At 64.4% G+C, this 19,043-nt stretch carries 12 protein-coding genes and 2 other RNA genes; all 14 read right to left on the reverse strand.

Annotation, left to right across the window (positions count from 1 at the left end; translation table 11 throughout):
• Positions 1-264 precede the first annotated feature (264 nt).
• Positions 265-2,523, reverse strand: coding sequence for a methyl-accepting chemotaxis protein (locus M3O59_RS09625; protein WP_116905509.1), 2,259 nt, complete (start codon positions 2,521-2,523; stop codon positions 265-267).
• A gap of 187 nt (positions 2,524-2,710) precedes the next feature.
• Positions 2,711-2,784: non-coding RNA, sX9 sRNA (locus M3O59_RS09630), on the reverse strand.
• A 65-nt stretch (positions 2,785-2,849) separates the two neighbouring features.
• Complete coding sequence (locus tag M3O59_RS09635; protein WP_181920505.1) at positions 2,850-5,609, reverse strand: methyl-accepting chemotaxis protein; 2,760 nt, start codon at positions 5,607-5,609, stop codon at positions 2,850-2,852.
• 66 nt (positions 5,610-5,675) lie between these two features.
• Complete coding sequence (locus tag M3O59_RS09640) at positions 5,676-7,853, reverse strand: methyl-accepting chemotaxis protein (RefSeq protein ID WP_147308470.1); 2,178 nt, start codon at positions 7,851-7,853, stop codon at positions 5,676-5,678.
• Between the two features lie 305 nt (positions 7,854-8,158).
• A non-coding RNA gene (locus M3O59_RS09645) (sX9 sRNA) lies at positions 8,159-8,234 on the reverse strand.
• A gap of 61 nt (positions 8,235-8,295) precedes the next feature.
• Complete coding sequence (locus tag M3O59_RS09650; protein ID WP_116905520.1) at positions 8,296-8,829, reverse strand: hypothetical protein; 534 nt, start codon at positions 8,827-8,829, stop codon at positions 8,296-8,298.
• Positions 8,830-9,123: 294 nt separating this feature from the next.
• Positions 9,124-11,394, reverse strand: coding sequence for a methyl-accepting chemotaxis protein (locus M3O59_RS09655; protein WP_116905511.1), 2,271 nt, complete (start codon positions 11,392-11,394; stop codon positions 9,124-9,126).
• A 394-nt stretch (positions 11,395-11,788) separates the two neighbouring features.
• Entirely contained in the window at positions 11,789-13,795 is a 2,007-nt protein-coding gene (locus tag M3O59_RS09660; protein ID WP_116905512.1) for a chemotaxis protein CheA, read from the reverse strand.
• Positions 13,796-13,827: 32 nt separating this feature from the next.
• A complete protein-coding gene (locus tag M3O59_RS09665) occupies positions 13,828-14,193 on the reverse strand; it encodes a response regulator (RefSeq protein ID WP_002806565.1) in 366 nt (121 codons plus the stop codon).
• Positions 14,190-14,498 carry an STAS domain-containing protein gene (locus M3O59_RS09670; RefSeq protein WP_010375641.1) on the reverse strand — a complete coding sequence of 103 codons (309 nt, stop codon included), beginning with the start codon at positions 14,496-14,498 and terminating at the stop codon, positions 14,190-14,192. Before M3O59_RS09670 ends, M3O59_RS09665 begins: the two co-directional genes overlap by 4 nt.
• A gap of 97 nt (positions 14,499-14,595) precedes the next feature.
• Entirely contained in the window at positions 14,596-15,858 is a 1,263-nt protein-coding gene (locus M3O59_RS09675) for a chemotaxis protein CheW (protein WP_116905513.1), read from the reverse strand.
• A complete protein-coding gene (locus M3O59_RS09680; protein ID WP_064634918.1) occupies positions 15,855-16,637 on the reverse strand; it encodes a ParA family protein in 783 nt (260 codons plus the stop codon). Before M3O59_RS09680 ends, M3O59_RS09675 begins: the two co-directional genes overlap by 4 nt.
• 1 nt (position 16,638) lies before the next feature.
• The gene (motD, locus tag M3O59_RS09685) at positions 16,639-17,613 is read right to left on the reverse strand and encodes a flagellar motor protein MotD (RefSeq protein WP_116905514.1); all 975 of its coding nucleotides are present in this window, start codon (positions 17,611-17,613) and stop codon (positions 16,639-16,641) included.
• A 7-nt stretch (positions 17,614-17,620) separates the two neighbouring features.
• Positions 17,621-18,361 (reverse strand): flagellar motor protein, encoded by a 741-nt coding sequence (locus M3O59_RS09690; protein ID WP_116905515.1) that lies wholly within the window; start codon positions 18,359-18,361, stop codon positions 17,621-17,623.
• Between the last annotated feature and the right edge of the window lie 682 nt (positions 18,362-19,043).

A 19,043-nucleotide genomic window follows, 5' to 3' on the forward strand; every position in this document is an offset into this window, starting at 1 on the left:
AGGCGAGCGTTAACGCCCGTTATCACCAAGCAAACCCTGCCGTAATGCCAAATAAAGCAAGAAAATTCGAATGTCTTATGGGTGGCTTGCAGTTGTCTTGACGACCATCGAGATTGCGTTGCGAGGATCGGCGGGACACTGCGTCGCGAATCGTTTCGATCAATCCGCAAGGTGCCAGGTATAAAAAAAGCCACGCCCCGTGAGTGAGGGGCGCGGCTGCATGACGGGGCCTGTTGCAACGCTGCCAGCGTTGCAACCGCTGGCTCAGAACTCGGCCCAATCCGACGCATTGGACGGCGCCAACGCCACTGCCGCACGGCCTGCCGGGCGCGCGACCTGCTGCTTGGCGGCCGGCATGCTGACTGCAACCGGGCGCTTGCCGGTGATGTGGCGCACCACCGGCGTGGCGCGGGTGACCGCTTCCAGTTCGGCCGACAGACGGAACAGCGCCACCGCTTCGGTGAGTTGCTGCGCCTGTTCTTCCATCGAGCGTGCGGCGGCGGTGGCTTCTTCCACCAGTGCGGCATTTTGCTGGGTGGCTTCGTCCATCTGCGTCACGGTCTGGTTGACCTGCTCGATGCCGCTGGATTGTTCCTGCGAGGCGGCAGAAATTTCGCTCATGATGTCGGTGACGCGCTGCACGGAGGAGACGATTTCAGCCATGGTGCTGCCGGCCTGATTCACCAGCGCAGAGCCTTCTGCCACCTTGCTGACCGAGTCGTCGATCAAGCTCTTGATTTCCTTGGCGGCGCCGGCCGAACGCTGGGCCAGCGTGCGCACTTCCGAGGCGACCACCGCAAAACCACGGCCCTGTTCGCCGGCTCGCGCGGCTTCCACCGCCGCGTTCAAGGCCAGGATGTTGGTCTGGAACGCGATGCCGTCGATGACGCTGATGATTTCGGCAATCTTCTTGGACGAGGTTTCGATGCCGGACATGGTGGTGACCACCTGGCCGACGACGCTGCCGCCGTGCGAGGCCACACCCGCAGCGCCGATCGCCAATTGGTTGGCCTGGCGGGCGTGTTCGGCATTCTGTTTGACGGTGGAGGTGAGCTCTTCCATCGAGGCCGCGGTTTCTTCCAGATTGGCTGCTTGCTGTTCTGTGCGCTGCGACAGGTCGTTGTTACCGGCCGCAATCTCTCCAGCGGCCGTGTTGATCGCCAGCGTGGAGTGCTTGATGCGGCCCACGATGTCGGTCAGACGCTGGGTGGTGGCATTGGCGTCGTCGCGCAGACGTGCGAATACACCGTGGAATTCGCCGTCCATGCGTGCGGTCAGGTCGCCTTCGGCCACGGCACCGAGCAACTGCGACAGCTTGCCCAGGTTGCGGTCGCTGACTTCCATCATCGAGTTCAGATCCGACACCATCACCGCGAAGTCGTACTTGAAGCGCGCCGCGTCGCCGCGGGCGCTGAAATCTCCAGCCGCAGCAGCCTGCGCCAGCTGCTTGATCTCGGTGTTGATCGACAACAGGCTTGCCTTGGCCGCGTCCATCGCCTCGTGCAGGTTCGCGCGGCTGGCCGGCAGACGGCGTGCGTCCTGGGTCAGGTCGCCCTGTGCGTACTGGTTGAGAATGCGCACCGAATCAGTGATGGCATCCAGATGCTCGAAGATCATTGTGTTGATGCCGCCGGCCAGGGTGCCGTACACGCCGGGGAAATTTTCCGGCATGCGGTGAGTGATGTCTTCGGCAGCATGCAGGTGCGACATGCGCGCGGTTTCGTCGGTGAAACGACGCAGCATCTGGGTCATGTTGCCGGTGGCGTCGAGCATCTGGCCAATCTCATCCTTGCTGGTCTTGCTCACCTGCACGCTCAGATCGCCGCGCGACACTGCCTGGATGGCGCCCAATGCCCTGGACAGCGGGTTGGTGATGCCGCGCGCGATCAACCAGCCGAAAGTGATCGACAGCGCGGCCATCAATAAGGTGCCCAGTAACAGCACCGCACTGGTGAACTTGAACGAGGTTGCGCTGGCGGCGACCATGTCGCCCAGCGCCTTGGACTGCTGTGCATACATCTTGTCGACCGAGGCGAACAATTCCTTGCGGATCTCGCCAGACTGCTTGCGCGAGAATTCCATCGCCGCAGCGCGGTCAGTGGTTGCGTACAACGTCCGCAGCTTCACGTTGGCGGCGAAGTAGCGCGTGCTGGCATCGGCCAGCTTGGCGTATTCGGCCTTGAGCGCAGAATCCGGCCCGATCTTGGCGTCCAGCGCCTTCTGGGTCTGCGCGTACTTGGCCTGGATCTCGTCCATGCGCTTGAAGAAATACGCATAGCGCTCCGGGTCGTCCAGATTGACGAACTGGCCCACTTCATAGACGCGGAATTCGCCAGCGAAGCCACGTAGTTCCGAAAGCTTGCTCAGCACCGGCACTACATCTTCATTGATGAGGGCGGTCTGCTGCTGCATCTGCTTCATGCGCGAAAAACCCAGGCCACCGAGCAGGGCGGTGAGCACGGCACTGAGGCAGAACGCAAACATCAGCTTGCGGCGAATGGGCCAATCGTTGAACTTGTTCATCATGTAACTCCGGGGTGTCGCTGCGCGATGTTGTCTTGCACGCTAGCGGCTCCTGGCGACGATTCTTTATGTGTCAACAATGAGCCAAATAGTTCTGCGGCTGGGCGCAATGCGTGTATGTCTGCGTAAACCAGCTGATCTGTCGTCATCTATCCAGAACGCCATGGTCCAGCGCCGTGGTTGCGACGGCGCACAGAGCGCCTGGAGCGGTCGTCAGGTGGGTGTGGATGGCGCGGAGGAACCAGCGTCTACGAGTGGTATGTACTCGATTCCGAGCAGCGGCTGCGCCCGACTGGCAGTGAGCACAGTTGTTTTATTGGCTGCTCTCAAAAGTCCTGCCACTGGGCTTCATTACCGGGCGCTCCGGCGGGTGCGCCTGCCGCTGCACGGCGCACGGGTGCTGCCGGTCTGGGCGCGATGGAAGCCGGCCTGGCCGGGCGTGTTAGCGCCGCGACCTGGGGCGCATCGGCAAGCGTAAAGCGCGCGACGGCCTGCGCCAGCTGCCCGGCCTGCTCTTCCATCGAGCGGGCGGCAGCGGTGGCTTCTTCCACCAGCGCAGCATTTTGCTGGGTGGCTTCGTCCATCTGCGTCACGGTGAGGTTGACCTGCTCGATGCTGCTGGATTGTTCCTGCGAGGCGGCAGAAATCTCGCCCATGATGTCGGTGACGCGCTGCACGGAGGAGACGATTTCAGCCATGGTGCTGCCGGCCTGATTCACCAGCGCAGAGCCTTCTGCCACCTTGCTGACCGAGTCGTCGATCAAGCTCTTGATTTCCTTGGCGGCGCCGGCCGAACGCTGGGCCAGCGTGCGCACTTCCGAGGCGACCACCGCAAAACCACGGCCCTGTTCGCCGGCTCGCGCGGCTTCCACCGCCGCATTCAAGGCCAGGATGTTGGTCTGGAACGCGATGCCGTCGATGACGCTGATGATTTCGGCAATCTTCTTGGACGAGGTTTCGATGCCGGACATGGTGGTGACCACCTGCGCCACCACCGCACCGCCATGCGATGCCACGCCGGCCGCACCGATGGCCAGCTGGTTCGCCTGGCGTGCGTGTTCGGCATTCTGTTTGACGGTGGAGGTGAGTTCTTCCATCGAGGCCGCGGTTTCTTCCAGATTGGCCGCCTGCTGTTCGGTGCGCTGCGACAGGTCGTTGTTACCGGCAGCGATTTCGCTGGCGGCCGCATTGATCTGCGTGGCCGAGGTCTGGATGCCGGAGACAATGCCGGTGAGCTGCGCCACGGTGGCATTGGCGTCATCGCGCATGCGGGCGAACACGCCGGCGAACTGCCCATCCATGCGCACGGTGAGGTCGCCTTCGGCCAGCGCGCTGAGCAGGCTGGAAATGCGCTCCAGGCTTTGCGAGGTGGTTTCCAGCAATCCGTTGAGCTGGCGACCGAATTCCAGGTAGAACCCATGCTTGTCTTCCAGCGCCAGACGCTGGCCGAAGTCGCCCATCAACGCCGATTGCACCAGTGCCGCCACTTCCTGTTGCGTGCTGACCTCATCGCTGACATTGCGCCACAGCAGCATGCTGCCGCTGCGACGACCATCGGCTGCGTACAGCGGAGTCATGGTCAGATCCAGCGTTACCGGACCGAAGCTGTAGCGCTCCAGCGTCGTGGACTGCACTTGCCGCACGCGCAGTGCACGCGCCTTGCCCTCGCCGTCGGTGCCGAGTACGTAATCCAGCGGCTTGCCGATTACCGCATCGGCGCTGAAACCGGTTTGGCCTTTGGCATGAAAAGCCGGCTCACCGTGCTTGAGCGATGTATGCAGCGCTTCGGTCATGAAGACTGAGGTGTGTTGTTCGTCGGCGAGCAACACTTCCATGCCGGAGTATTCCAGCGCAGAGCGGATCCGCAGGTTTTCATTGGCGATGGCGGTGTCGCCTTCAATCCGTGCACGTAGGTCGTCCTGCATGCGCTGCATGGCGCCCATCAACCGGCCCACTTCATCCCGACGCTGCACGGTGATGTGGTTATCGAGCTTGCCTGAGGCGATCGCATCGGCCACGACTACTGCAGATTCCAGCGGGCGCACCACCTGGCGACGCAGCAGCAGGAACAACGCACCGCTGAGCACCACCGCCGAGATCAGGCCCACCAACAGGATCGTCCACAGCAGACGATGCGCCTGCTGCATGATCGCCGCAGACGGCACCACCACACCCAGCGCAAAACGCTCCTGCGCCTTGCCGATCTGCAAGGGGACATAGGCACTCACCGTGCCATTGGCATCGGGAATGAAATCCACCGCATCCTTGCCGGCCTTGATCGCGTCGAGCACGGCGCGGTGGCGCGCGTCGGTGAGCGGCTTGCCGATGCGCGTGCTGTCGCGCGATGCCAGCACCACGCCGGAGGGCGAGAGCAATTCGACATAGCCTTTGTCCATCGGGCGCAGTGCGCCCAGCCGTTGCTGCAAGGCGGGCAATGCCACGTCCACCGCCACCGTACCCAGGTACTTGCCGTCCTGCAGGATCGGGGTGGACAAGGTGGTCATCAACACGGTCTTGCCGCCGATCGTGTACTCGTAGGGTTCGGCAACGGTCTGCCGAAGCAGCTCGCGCGGCTTGAGATACCAGTCGCCAAGGCCCGGGGTTTCGTAATTGGTGGCTGGTTCACGCACCAGCGTTTTGCCGTCGCGCCCCCAGTAGGTCATGAAGCGGCCACTGGCATCGTGGCCCTTGGCGTTGGCGAAGTCGCTGTCCTTGCCATCGAAGGCCTGGGCTTCCCACAACGTGCCCATGCCCACCCACTCGGGGTGATCCTGCAACTGATTGTGGATTACCGCAGCGGCGGTATCGCGGCTGATACCGCCGTTGGCGCGCTGCGCCAGCAAGGTGGTGGCCAGCGCCTGACTGGTGGTCATGGCCTGGCCCAGTTCGCTGCCGATCTGCTCGGCCTGGTAGCGCGCGGCATTCTGCATGGTGGCCTGCGCAGACGTGCTCAATGCGCGGCTGCTTTGCCAGTAGGTGATGGCCGCGGTCAAACCGAAACACAGCAGCGCAGCCACCGCGGTGCCGAACATCAGGCGATACGCCAGACTGCCGCCGGAGCGAGTGTGTGTGGAAGACGAAGTCATGAGCAGTAGCCGCGAAAGGGGAAGGGAGAAGAGAGAAGGAGCCCCGCCGAAGCGGGGCAGGTGCGATCAGTAGGCGGCTAGCGCAACCCGCGCCGGTGCGCGTGCGCCGGCATGGCCGAACTGGCTGGAGGTTGCAGCCACGACCCGGAAGCTGGACACCGCATCGTCCAGTTGCTGCGCCTGCTGCTGCATGGCGTTGGCGGCAGCGGTGGCTTCTTCCACCAGCGCGGCGTTCTGCTGGGTGCTCTCATCCATCTGGGTGACGGTGAGATTGACCTGCTCGATGCCTGCCGACTGTTCCTGCGAGGCGGCGGAGATCTCGCTCATGATGTCGGTCACGCGCTGCACCGAGGACACGATATCGGCCATGGTCTTGCCGGCCTGATCCACCAAGGCCGACCCCTGCGCCACCTTGCCGACCGAGTCGTCGATCAGATGCTTGATCTCTTTGGCCGCACCGGCCGAGCGCTGTGCCAGCGTGCGCACTTCCGAGGCCACCACGGCAAACCCGCGGCCCTGTTCGCCGGCGCGCGCCGCTTCCACCGCGGCATTCAGGGCCAGGATGTTGGTCTGGAAGGCGATGCCGTCGATGACGCTGATGATCTCGGCGATCTTCCTGGAGGAGGTCTGGATGCCGGACATGGTGTCCACCACCTGGCTGACCACGTGCCCGCCTTGCGACGCCACCGACGCGGCCCCGATCGCCAACTGGTTGGCCTGACGCGCGCTTTCGGCATTCTGCTTGACGGTGGAGGTGAGCTCTTCCATCGAGGCGGCGGTTTCTTCCAGATTGGCCGCCTGCTGTTCGGTGCGCTGCGACAGGTCGTTATTGCCGGCGGCGATTTCGCTGGCCGAGCCGGTGATGGAACTGGCCGCCTGCTGGATGCGCCCGACGATGCCGGCCAGCTGCGTGGCCGTGGTGTTGGCATCGTCGCGCATGCGGGCGAACACGCCATGGAACTGGCCGTCCATGCGCACGGTGAGGTCGCCTTCGGCCAGGGAGGCCAGCAGCTCGGACAGCTTGCCCAGGTTGCGGTCGCTGACTTCCATCATCGCGTTGAGGTCGTTGATCATGCGCGCCGAATCGTGCTTGAAGCGCGTTGCATCGCCACGCTGGCTGAAGTCGCCATTTGCCGCCGCCTGTGCCAGCCGCTTGATCTCGGTGTTGATCGCCAGCAGGCTGGCCTTGGCCGCGTCCATCGCTTCGTGCAGCACCGCGCGGGTGCCGGGCAAGCGCGTGGCATCGCGTGACAGGTCGCCCTGTGCATATTCGTTGAGGATGTCGATCGCATCGACGATGGCGTCCAGATGCTCGAACACCATGGTATTGACGCCGCTGGCCAGCTCGCCATAGACGCCCGGGAAGTCGGTCGGCATGCGGTGGGTGACGTCGTCGCCGGCATGCATGTGCATCATCACCTTGGTCTGCGCGGAGAAGCGCTCCAGGGTATGCACCATGTCGTCGGTGGCCTTGAGCATCTGGCCGATTTCATCGTTGCCATGCTCGGCGGTGCGCACGCTCAAATCGCCACGTGCCACGCCCTTGATCGCCGCCAATGCGCGCGCCACCGGCTCCAGGATCGAGTTGCCGATCATCCAGCCGGCCAGCAGGTTGATCAGCACCAGCACGCCGCCGGCCAGGGTCACCACGCCGGTAAAAGCCAGTGCCTGCGATTGGGTGTCGTCCAGATACACACCGGTGCCGATCACCCAGCCCCACGGCTTGTACAGCGCCGCGTACGAGGTCTTGGGCACCGGGTCCTTCTGGCCGGGCTTGGCCCAGGTGTAATCGACATAGCCGCCACCGGCCTGCGCGACGGTCACGAACGCCGGGAAGATACGCTTGCCGTCCGGGCTGAGCACGTCGGTCAACGGCTTGCCGTTGAGATCCGGGCGGGTGGGGTGCATCAGCATCACCGGCGCCTGGTCGGTGACGTAGATGTAGTCAACACCACCGCGTGCACGCATGGTGGACAGCGTTGCCAATGCCTTGGACTTTGCGGTCGCCACATCCATCTCGCCCTTGTCGGCGCGCTCGGCGTAGCCATTGACCACCGCGATCGCCATTTCGATCTGGCTCTTGAGCCCATCGCGCCGCGTATCGGTGAGATCGACATACTGCATGCGTGCCGCGACGACGGCCAGGATGATGATCCCCAACGCAACGAGCGCGGTCTGGGCGAAAAATTTGCGTTTGAGCGGTACATTGGCCAACGTCTTTGTGAACGAGCTCTTGAACGTCATGACAGGTATCCAGCAAGAGGATTGTGACCGGGATAAGTCGAATAGCGACCCGGTAGTGGAAATGTTGAGCATTGCGTGGCGCCAGTTGTGCTAGCGCACCGTGCAACCACCGATGTCCGGGCGGCGCGCCACCGCACGGGTCAAGACAGCGCCATCGGCTGATGCTCAGGTCCAGAAACATGCCGGCACGGCGTGGCGCGCACGAACCACCGCCAGGCAAATCATGTGAAGCGTACGGCGTGTTGTGGAGGGTGTAGTGGTGATCGCGCTACGGGTGTGACCGGCACATGCTGCAACGCAAAGAGAGTCAACAGGACGTAGCGAGCCGGCGTCAGGTGGGTGTGGACAGCGCCGAGAAACCGCAGTGTGCGAGCGCTTCATGCCGCACCAGGTACCGGCCGCGCCCGCCTGGCGGTGAACGTAGTCGTCTTGTCAGCTGCTTTTAGCGGCGCTGCGGCGCGCCGGCCTTGGCCACCGATGCCTGCAGGTTCTGCAGCTCGGCCCAGAGCACCTGGTGGGTATCGCCGGGCTGCCCAAGCGACAAGACGTGCGCTTGGTGCAGATCGCCGGCATGCAGCGCGCGATTGGCCAGACGCTGTTGCTCCAGATACTGGCCCAGCTGCTGCTGCACCACTGCAAACTGGCGCGCCTGCTCACCCTGCGGGGCGGTGGCCTGAAAATACCCGGCATGCCGGGCAATGCGTTGCCGCAGGCTGCCCATGCGCTCGTCATAGGCCTGCACGCGGGCCGCATCGTGCGCAGCGGCAAGCTGTGCCCGCTGGTCGTCGCGCAATTGCACCAGGTCGATGGCCAGCGACTGCAACGCGCTTACCGGCACGCTGTCCAGCAGTACCGAGACCGGTGCGGCCGGAGCTGCAAACGAGGGCGGCAGCGACACGCTCGCTGCCAGCATGGCGACGCCGAATACGGCGCCCAGCGTGTAGCGGGCAGAGCGGATGGAATTGGCGGTATGCATGCGGACGTCCTTCGACATGGCGCGGGCGCTTCCGCCCTCATTGCTGTGTGTATCGGCCGCGGAAGCTTGTGCTTGATCACCTTTCGACCAACGGCAAGGCAGGTGCATGAATCGTTGGCTTGGTGAAGCGCTCGGTGATTGTGGCTTTCGGTATGTGGATGGCAGAACGCCCCGGCGGTTGGCCGGGGCGTTCTGGGACGTTGCGTGAGGTGCGAGGACGACTGGCGCAGTGACACCGGGCCATCCTCTCACCCGAATCCATCTCCGTGAGGGAGCTGGGCTAGCGCTGTGCGCTTAAAACTCGCGCCAGTCCGCTTGGCTGTCGGTGGCCGTCGCAAGCGCCGGGCGCGAGACGATCGTGGGTTTGATCGCCGGCTTCGCTTTGGCTGATCCAAGGTGACGGGGCGCATGCGTCGAGACAACACCTGTCAGCCGCTGCGGGGCAGGGCGGGACGTCGTTGCCGGCTGCGTCGTGCCGGGATGGATCTTGAAGATCGCAACTGCATCGGACAGCTGGCCGGCCTGTTCTTCCATTGCACGCGCCGCAGCGGTGGCTTCTTCCACCAGTGCAGCATTCTGCTGGGTGGCTTCGTCCATCTGCGTCACGGTGAGGTTGACCTGCTCGATCCCGGCCGATTGCTCCTGCGAAGCGGCGGAAATCTCGCCCATGATGTCGGTCACGCGCTGCACGCTGGCCACGATATCGGCCATGGTAGTGCCGGCCTGGTCCACCAGCAGCGAGCCTTCGGCGACCTTGCTCACCGAGTCGTCGATGAGGTATTTGATCTCCTTGGCGGCACCGGCCGAGCGCTGCGCCAGCGTGCGCACTTCGCTGGCCACCACCGCAAATCCGCGGCCCTGGTCGCCGGCACGCGCCGCTTCCACGGCCGCATTCAAGGCCAGGATATTGGTCTGGAAGGCGATGCCGTCGATGACGCTGATGATGTCGGCAATCTTCTTCGACGACGCCTGGATGTCGGCCATGGTGGCGACGACCTTGCTGACCACTTCACCACCTTGCGAGGCCACGTTGGCGGCACCGATGGCGAGCTGATTGGCCTGGCGTGCGCCTTCGGCGTTCTGCTTGACGGTGGAGGTGAGTTCCTCCATTGAGGCGGCGGTTTCTTCCAGATTGGCCGCTTGCTGCTCGGTGCGCTGCGACAGGTCGTCATTGCCGGCAGCGATTTCGCCGGCAGCGGTGTCGATCGAACTGGTAGCTAGTTGGATACGCCCGACGATGCCGGACAACTGCTCGGTGGTGGCATTGGCGTTGTCGCGCATCTGCGCGAACACGCCGTGGAACTGGCCGTGCATGCGCTCTGTCAGATCGCCGGCGGCAATGGCTTGCAGCACCTTGGACAACGCACCGAGGTTGCCATCGGCAGTGGCCATCAATCGGTTGAGGCTTTCCACCATCGCCAGAAAATCGTGCTGAAAGCGCTGCGTGTCGCCGCGCACGCTGAAGTCGCCATCGGCGGCCGCCTGCGCGAGCAACTGGATCTGGCTGTTCATCGCCGAGAGGTTGCGCTTGACCGCATCCATGGTGTCGCTGAGCACGGCCTTCTCGCCGGGCAGGCGGTCCATGTCCTGGCTCATGTCACCGATGGCATAGCGCGACATGATCTGCGCCAGCTTCATCTTGACTTCGATATGCGAAGCGACCAGTGCATTGGTATCGCGCACCATGGCGCCGTATTCGCCGGGAAACGCCGCCTGATCCATGCGGAAGCTGATCTGGCCGGCGTCGTGCCGGCGTGCCATGTCCTGCTGCGCGGCGGCCACCGCCTTGAGCTGGTCCTGCATGCCGCGCATGCTGGTCAACAATTGGCCAGGCTCGTCGCCCGGTTGCGGGCCGATCGGGTTATCCAGCTTGCCGTGCGCGATCGCCTCGGCCACCTGCGTGGCCTGCTTCAACGGCCGCACCAGGCTGCGCGAGATCAGCCATGCCAGTGCAGCAGCCAGACCGGCCGACAACAGACCGAAGGCGAACAGGGCGCGATTGGCCAGCGCCACGCTGCTCAGGATGGCGGCTGCACCGGCAGCGTTCTGCTGGTTCTGCAATTCCACTGCAGCGGCAATGGCGTCGGAACGTTGCTCCAGCAGCGGCTTTGCTTCACCGCCCAGTAGCTGCTTGGCGCCGTCCAGATCGCCGTCGCGGATCATGCCGAGCAGATGGTTGTTGGTGGCGCGGGCTGCGTTGAGGCTGTCTTCGATGCTCTGGCGTGCACGCATGCCATCGGCAGTGGTCGGCAGGCGTTTGAGCGCAGTCCACAGCTGGGCGTAGTGCGTGCGGTTGTCCTTGAGCTGCGCATCGATCGTGGGCTGTTGCTGCGGCGCGGCCAGCATCAAGTCGCGGATATAACGTTCGCTCAGCATATTGCTCTCGCGCATCTGGTTGAGCAGCTGTGCCTTGCGATTATTGATTTCGATAATGATCGAAACCTGATGCTTGACCGTCTTGAATTCGTACAACGCCAGGCTGGTCGAGCCGGCAAGCAGGACGATCAATAAGGCGAAAGCCAAGGCCAGGCGTCGCCCGACATTGAGAGAATGCAGAAATTTCATGGTGTTCTCTGGGAGGGAGGGGAGAGGAAAAGAAGTACGACGGTAGCGTCCGCTGGCAGGTTTTCTTGAGCCGATGCGCGTTCGTCGATGCGTCTGCGTTCATCGCCGGTGCGGCATATGAGGCGTTGCGTTGCCTCGTGCAATGCGGACAAGGCAAGGGCGGCAGCGGCGACAGTGCCAGCGTGTGTGGCGAGTGGGTGCGTGGTAACGACAAAGCCCCGGCATCGCTGCCAGGGCTTTGTCGTTACCGCACAACATCGGCGGTTCTTGCGCTTTAAATGATTGCCTGGCTTCGCACGTACCCTCATCTGCTCCTTCGGGGTCCCTTCTCCAGATGGAAGAAGGGGGCTGCGCCTGTTGCGTGGTTTAGTGCTGTTCTTGTGCCGCTTGGTTCTTACGCTGCCTGCGGCACCTTCAACGAACGCACCAGGCCACCGATGTCCACGATCAGCGAGACCCGTCCATCGCCGAGGATGGTGGCGCCGGAAACACCCGGAATGCGGCGGTAGTTGTTCTCGATGTTCTTCACCACCACCTGCTGCTGGCCGAGCAATTCGTCCACTTCCAGCGCGATCTTCTGGCCGTCGCCTTCGACCACCACCACCAGCGATTCCTTGGAGGACTGCTGCCCGCCGAAACCGTAGTAATTGGTGAGCGAGAGAATCGGCAGATATTCGCCACGCACCCGCAGCACCCGGCCGTCGCCCGCCATCGAGCGCACATCTTCCGGCGCCGGCTGCAGTGCTTCTAGCACGTAGGACAGCGGCAGGATCAGCGTTTCGCCGGCAACCGAGACGGTCATGCCGTCCAGGATGGCCAGGGTCAGCGGCAGACGGATCAGCACGCGGGTGCCGCTGCCGGCGTTGCTCTCCAGCTGTACTTCGCCACCCAGGCCCTGGATGTTGCGGCGGACCACGTCCATGCCCACGCCACGACCGGAGAGATCGGTCACCGCATCGGCGGTGGAGAAGCCCGGTGCGAAGATCAAGTCCCACACCTGCGCATCGGTCGGGTTGTCCGGCACCGCAATGCCGCGTTCGGCCGCTTTTTCCAGGATCTTGGCGCGATTGAGGCCGCGGCCGTCGTCGCTGACTTCGATCACGATGTGACCACCCTGGTGCGATGCTGCCAGGGTAATGGTGCCGGTCTCGTCCTTGCCGGAAGCGCGCCGCGCATCGGGCATTTCCAGACCATGGTCGATCGAGTTGCGTACCAGGTGGACCAACGGGTCGGCGATCTTTTCGATCAGCCCCTTGTCCAGCTCGGTGCTTTCGCCAATGGTGCGCAGACGCACCTGCTTGCCGAGACGGCTGGAGAGGTCGCGTACCAGGCGCGGGAAGCGGCGGAACACCGCATCGACGGGCAACATGCGCACGCCGATGACCGCTTCCTGCAGATCGCGGGTATTGCGTTCGAGCAGATCCAGACCGGCGAACAGCTGTTCGGCATGCGCCGGATCCAGACCGGTGGAAACCTGCTTGAGCATGGCCTGCGTAATCACCAGCTCGCCGACCAGGTTGATCAACGCATCGACCTTGTCGACGCTGACGCGGATCGAGCTTTCGGCTTCGGCCGCGGCGGCCTTGGCCGGCGTTGCTGCAGCGGCAGCAGCGGGTTCGGCAGCGGCGCCCGCTGCAGCGGCGGCAACCGGTGCGGCAGCTGCAGCGTCCACCGCCAGGCTCGGCGGCGGGCCGGGCACCGCCATCGGGCGGATGTCCAGTTCGCAATCGTCCACCACCCAGGCGAAGGTGTCTTCGATCTTGCTACGCGGAATCTTGCCGATCAGGCCCAGATCCCACGCCAGATACGCTTCCAGCGGGTCGATGTTTTCAAAGCCGGGCATGCGCTCCAGACGTGCGGCGATCTGCAGCGGGCCCAGGTGTTCGAGCTCGCGGATGATGCGCAGCGGGTCGTTGCCGCTCATGAACAGCGACGGCGCCGGCGTGAAGCCGATATGCCAGGCTTCGGGTTCTTCTTCCTTCGGCTTGGCGACCACCGCAGCTACCGGTGCTTCGCCGGCCAGCACCGCGTTCAAGCGGGTGTGCACGGCCTTGACCGCGGCCGGGTCGGCCGGGGTGCCGTGTTCGGCTTCGCGCAACAGCGCGCGCAATACATCGACCGAGCCCAGCATGGCGTCGACCGCATTGGGTTCGAGCTGGCGCTTGTTGGAGCGCAACTCGTCCAGCAGCGTCTCCAGCACGTGGGTCAGGCCGGCGACCGCATCGAAACCGAAGGTGGCAGCGCCGCCCTTGATCGAGTGCGCGGCGCGGAACACCGAGTTGATGATTTCCGGGTCGCGGTTGCCCTCTTCAAGCGACAGCAGCCCGGCCTCCATCGCGTCGAGCCCTTCACGGCTTTCCTCGAAAAAGGTGGCGTGGAAACGTTGCAGGTCCATGCTCATGGGCGTGAAATCCGAAGGTGAAGCGAGAGGGTTTAACCGAGGACTTTCTGCACGGTGGCGATCAGCTGTTCCGGATTGAACGGCTTGACCAGCCAGCCGGTGGCACCGGCCGCCTTGCCTTCGGACTTCTTGTCGGCCGCCGACTCGGTGGTGAGCATGAGCATCGGGGTGAACTTGTAGTCCGGCAGCTGGCGCAGCTCGCGGATGAGCGAAATGCCGTCCATGTTGGGCATGTTCACGTCGGTCACCACCGCATTGAAGCGTTGGCCCTTCGCGCGGCCCAGCGCAACGGCGCCGTCTTCGGCTTCTTCGACGGCAAAGCCGGCAGAGGTGAGGGCGAAAGAGACCATCTGGCGCATCGACGCCGAATCGTCCACCACCAAGATACGTGCGCTCATGCGGCGTTCTCCACAGATTTCAGGTTGTCATTGGATGCGGGAAGTCCGAGCGCGTCGGTGACGCCGAGCAGACGAGCCGCATCTCTAAAGGTGTCGTTGCAGCCATCGAACTCGGTGTGCAGGCCGGCCTGGCGGCGGGTCTGCACAAAGGCGCAGAGCAACTGCACGCTGGCGGTGTGGATGCGTCGGACTTCACCGGCATCAAGCACCAGGTCGCCGTCCTGGGTGAGGAATCCGGCAAGCTTCTGCTTGAGGTCGGCGCTGGTCTCGATGCCGAGATCCTCACCCAATGTCACTGTGCTCATTGTTGCTCCGAACGGCTGGTTCTATGCGTACTAACGGCGGAAGGCGGAAAAGCTTTAACGGTGAATCGACGACACGCCAGATTGCGCACGGTCTGCATTAATGCAGTAGGTGTGTGGCATCGAGCAGGATCATCGGTTGATGGCCCAAACGGGCGACACCGCGGAACAGGTTGTTGGAAATGCGGCACAGGCGTGCGTTGTCCGGCGGCTCGATCTGGTGATCGGTCAGGCTGGTGACGTCTTCCACGGCCGACACGCGCAGGCCCATGGTTTCGCCGTTTTCTTCCAGCACCACCACACGGGTATGCAGGTCCATGTCCACCGGCGAAGCGCCCAGATGGATGCCCAGATCGATCACCGGCACCACCTGGCCACGCAGATTCATGATGCCGAGCATCGCACTGGCGGTGCCGCGCAATGGCAACAGCGGCACCGGCAAGACCACTTCCTGCACCTTGAGCAGTTCCAGTGCATAGGTCTGTTCGCCACAGCGCAGACGCAACCAACGCGTGCTGCGTTCGCTGGCGCGGCGCTCGGCATGGATCTTGTCGGCCTGGCCAGGTGCCAGCAGTGCCTGCAACCCGGTCGGTGCGATCGGTGCCGGTGCAGCGCGCATCGGCGCAGGTGCTGCACGTGGTGCCGGTGCCGGTGCGGGTGTTGCGACCGGTGCGGCGTCCAGCCCGAAGGCCGGATCGGCGTCCATTTCTGCCAGCAGATCGGCGGTGAGCAGGTCCACGGCGGTAGGCGCAGTGCCGAAGGCCGGGTCCGCGTCCATCTCGGCCATCAGATCGGCCGTGCTCAGGAACGGGCTGGGCGCTTCACTGGCGAACGCCGGGTCGGCATCCATCTCGGCCAGGAAATCGGCGGCGATATCGGCAGCGCTGGGCGCAGCAGCGACAGGCGGGCCGAATGCCGGGTCGGCATCCATTTCGGCCAGGAAATCGGCGGCGATATCGGCAGCGCTGGGCGCAGCAACGACGGGCGGGCCGAATGCCGGGTCGGCATCCATCTCGGCCAGGAAATCGGCGGCGATATCGGCAGCGCTGGGCGCAGCCGCGACAGGCGGGCCGAACGCCGGGTCGGCATCCATTTCAGCCAGGAAATCGGCCGCAATCGCATCGGCGCTCAGCACTGCGGCAATTGCAGTAGAGGTGGCAGCTTCGGAGACAGCGGCGGCTTCGGGAAGCGCGGCGGCCTGCACCGGCGGCTCGGCCAGCGCGAGGTCTGCGTGCGCGAGGGCCGGTGCTTCGGCAGCGGCGGCAGTAGCCACGGCAGGCGGGGCGACACTCTCCACGCCAGCATCGTGCAGCAGGCCTTCCAGATAGTCGTCCAGCTCACCGTTGGCGGTGTGGTTGCTCATGCGGCTTGCTCCATACGCATCGCGTCATCGGCCAGCACCCATTCCAGCGCGCGGCGATAGGCGGACAGGCCGCGGCCCTGATAATCGGCGCCGTTGGCGGGGACGGTGAGTGCGGCGGCGTTGCAAATACGGGTGTCCATCGGAACGGCGTCTTCCCACACCACCGGGCCGTAGGTGGTCTGCATTTCCTTGAGCGTTTCGTTGCCGGCGCGGGTGCGGCGGTCGAACAGGGTCGGCAGAATCGACACCGGCAAGTCGCGGCGACGCGACCGCTGCACCATGTCGGCCGTGCGCACCATGCTGGCCAGGCCGTGCAGCGCGAGCGGCTCGGCCTGGGTGGGCACTACCACGCGGTCGCAGGCGGCCAGTGCATTGATCATCAGCAGGCCGAGCGTGGGCGGGCAGTCGAGCAGGATGTAGTCGTGTTGGCCAGCGTGGCGGGTCATGGCGTTCTGCAGTGCCAGGCCCAGGCCGGGTTGGTTGGCGCTGCGGCGCTCCAGTGTGGCCAGTGCGGCTTGCGCGCACACATACGACAGGCCGGGGATGCTGCTTTCATGCGCCAGGCTGGCCAGATCGCTCGGCGGGGTGCCGAACAGGTCCAGCACCCCGCGCGGCGGCGGGTCCACCGCCACGCCGAACGCGCGGGTGAGCGAGGAGTGCGGATCGAGGTCGATCAACAACACCCGGTGGCCGAGCGCGGCCAGGCCGCGACCCAGTGCCAGCGTCGTGGTGGTCTTGCCGACGCCACCCTTTTGGTTGGCGATTGCCCAGATACGCATCTCACTGCACTCCTTGAATTACGGCGGGGACGGAACTTGTGCCGCTTTCGGTGGTGACGGCCGTTTGGCCGCCATCAGACTTGGGTAGCTTTGGCGCCCCGGCGGCGGTCGCATGCAACTGCGATGGCGGATCGGGTGCGAGTGAGCCAGCTGAGTCAGCGAGGATGATCAACACCACACGCCGGTTCGCATTCCGTCCCGCCTCAGTGCTGTTATCGGCACGTGCGCGGAATTCTCCATAGCCCACCATCGCCAATCGTTGCGGGGCGACGCCGTCGTCGGCGAACAGGTGCACCACGCTGGCCGCACGTGCCGCCGAGAGCTCCCAATTGGAAGGGAACTGCGCGGTGGCGATGGGCTGGTTATCGGTATAGCCCTCCACACGCACGCCGTTGGGCGCATCGCGCAGCACCGAGGCCAGCGTGGACAAGGTGGCACGGGCAGTGCCGGCCAACGCCGCCGAACCGGTGCCGAACAGGATGTCGCTGTTGATCTCCACCTCGATCCACAGGTCGTTGCGGCGGATGGTGATGAGTTTCTTGTCGATCAGCGGTGCCAGCGTCTTGCCCAGCTGCTGGGCCACCGCATCCATCTGCCGCTGCGCGCGCGCCAGTTGCGCCTGGTTGCGCAGCGACACCGGCATGCGCATCTGCGCGGCCATCGACGGCAGCAGGGTCGGGTCGGTGGGGCCGTTGGATGCCGCCATCGGGGCGCCGGCCTTGATCACCGAAGGGCGGTCGTAGTCGGCGCCCAGGGTCTGGGTCTTGCCCAGTTGCACCGGGCTGGCGGCATTGGACGAACCGCCGAAGGCGCTGGTCAACGCCTGCGCCATGACCTTGTATTTGCCCTCGTTGAGCGAGGAGATGGCATACATCACCACGAAGAACGCCAGCAGCAGCGTCATCAGATCGGCATACGGGATCGCCCACGCTTCGTGGTTGCCATGTTCTTCGTGGTGTTTGCGACGGCGGGCCATGACGGGACTAATGCAAGTATCCGGCCAATTTCGACTCGATGTTGCGCGGGTTCTCGCCCTGGGCGATCGCGATCAGGCCTTCGATCGCCATTTCGCGCTCGTTGGTGCTGCAGTGGATGACGCTCTTGAGCTTGGCCGCCACCGGCAGGAACAGCAGGTTGGCAGAGGCGATGCCGTAAATGGTGGCGGTGAACGCCGCGGCGATGCCGTGCCCGAGCATGGCCGGGTCGGCCAGATTCTTCATCACCGCCATCAGCCCCAGCACCGCACCGATGATGCCCAGCGTGGGCGCATAGATGCCCATGCCTTCGAATACCTTGGCCGCGGCAAGATCCTGACGCTCCTGGTTATCGACTTCGATCTCGAGCATGTGGCGCATGGATTCGGGCTCCACGCCATCGACCAGCATCTGCAGGCCCTTGCGCAGGAAGGCATCGTTCTGGCGCGGCAGCTGGTCTTCCAGGCCCAGCAGGCCCTGACGACGTGCGATGTTGCTCCATTCGACGATCCGCGCCAGTAGCTGCGGGCGGTCGCTGGCCGGCGGCTGGATCACCCAACGCAGGATCTTGAACGCGCGCCGGAAAACTGCCGGCGAGGTATGCAGCAGGATCGCCGCCACGGTGCCGACGATCACGATCACGAAGGCAGCCGGCGACCACAGCGACGAAATGCCGGCACCTTTCAACACGCTGCCGCCCACGATCGCCACGATCGCCAACACCAGTCCGATAATGCTGAGTCTGTCCATGCATGCGGTATCGGCCCAAGCGCGGCGGACTTGATAGATGCGCCTGGCCGGGGCGCCAGAAAGTTGTCGTTCTGGGGGATGGGTCTTCGAATTGCCGACTGCGCCGAGAGCTGGAGCGCGGCAGGGGACCGGTTCCTCGGCTCGACAGACATCCTGTCTGACTCGCCGTCGCAGCACATTCCCGTGCCGCTCTCCGCCGATCTCCGGCCACGCTGGCGCCTCGGCACGTTGCTGGTGTGATTTCGAGGAGTCCTGAGTCCGGCGCGGCACTAAAGCCCCTCTCCTGCGGGAGAGGGGTTGGGGTGAGGGTACGTCCAGGCGCGGACTATCAGCTGTCGGCTTCGGTAAGGGGCACCAGCGCGGCAGACATCCTGTCTGACGCGCCGTCGCGGCACATCCGTGTGCCGCTCTCCGCCAATCGCCGGCCACGCTGTCGCCTCGGCACGTTGTTGGTGTGATTTCGAGGAATCCTGAGTCCGGCGCGGCACTAAAGCCCCTCTCCTGCGGGAGAGGGGTTGGGGTGAGGGTACGTCCAGGCGCGGACTATCAGCTGTCGGCTTCGGTAAGGGGCACCAGCGCGGCCGGGACTGGCTTTTCGGCGCGGCAGACATCCTGTCTGACGCGCCGTCGCGGCACATCCGTGTGCCGCTCTCCGCCAATCCCCGGCCACGCTGGTGCCTCG

This window comes from Xanthomonas nasturtii, from assembly GCF_023337365.3.
In the GTDB taxonomy this organism is placed as follows: Bacteria; Pseudomonadota; Gammaproteobacteria; order Xanthomonadales; family Xanthomonadaceae; genus Xanthomonas; species Xanthomonas nasturtii.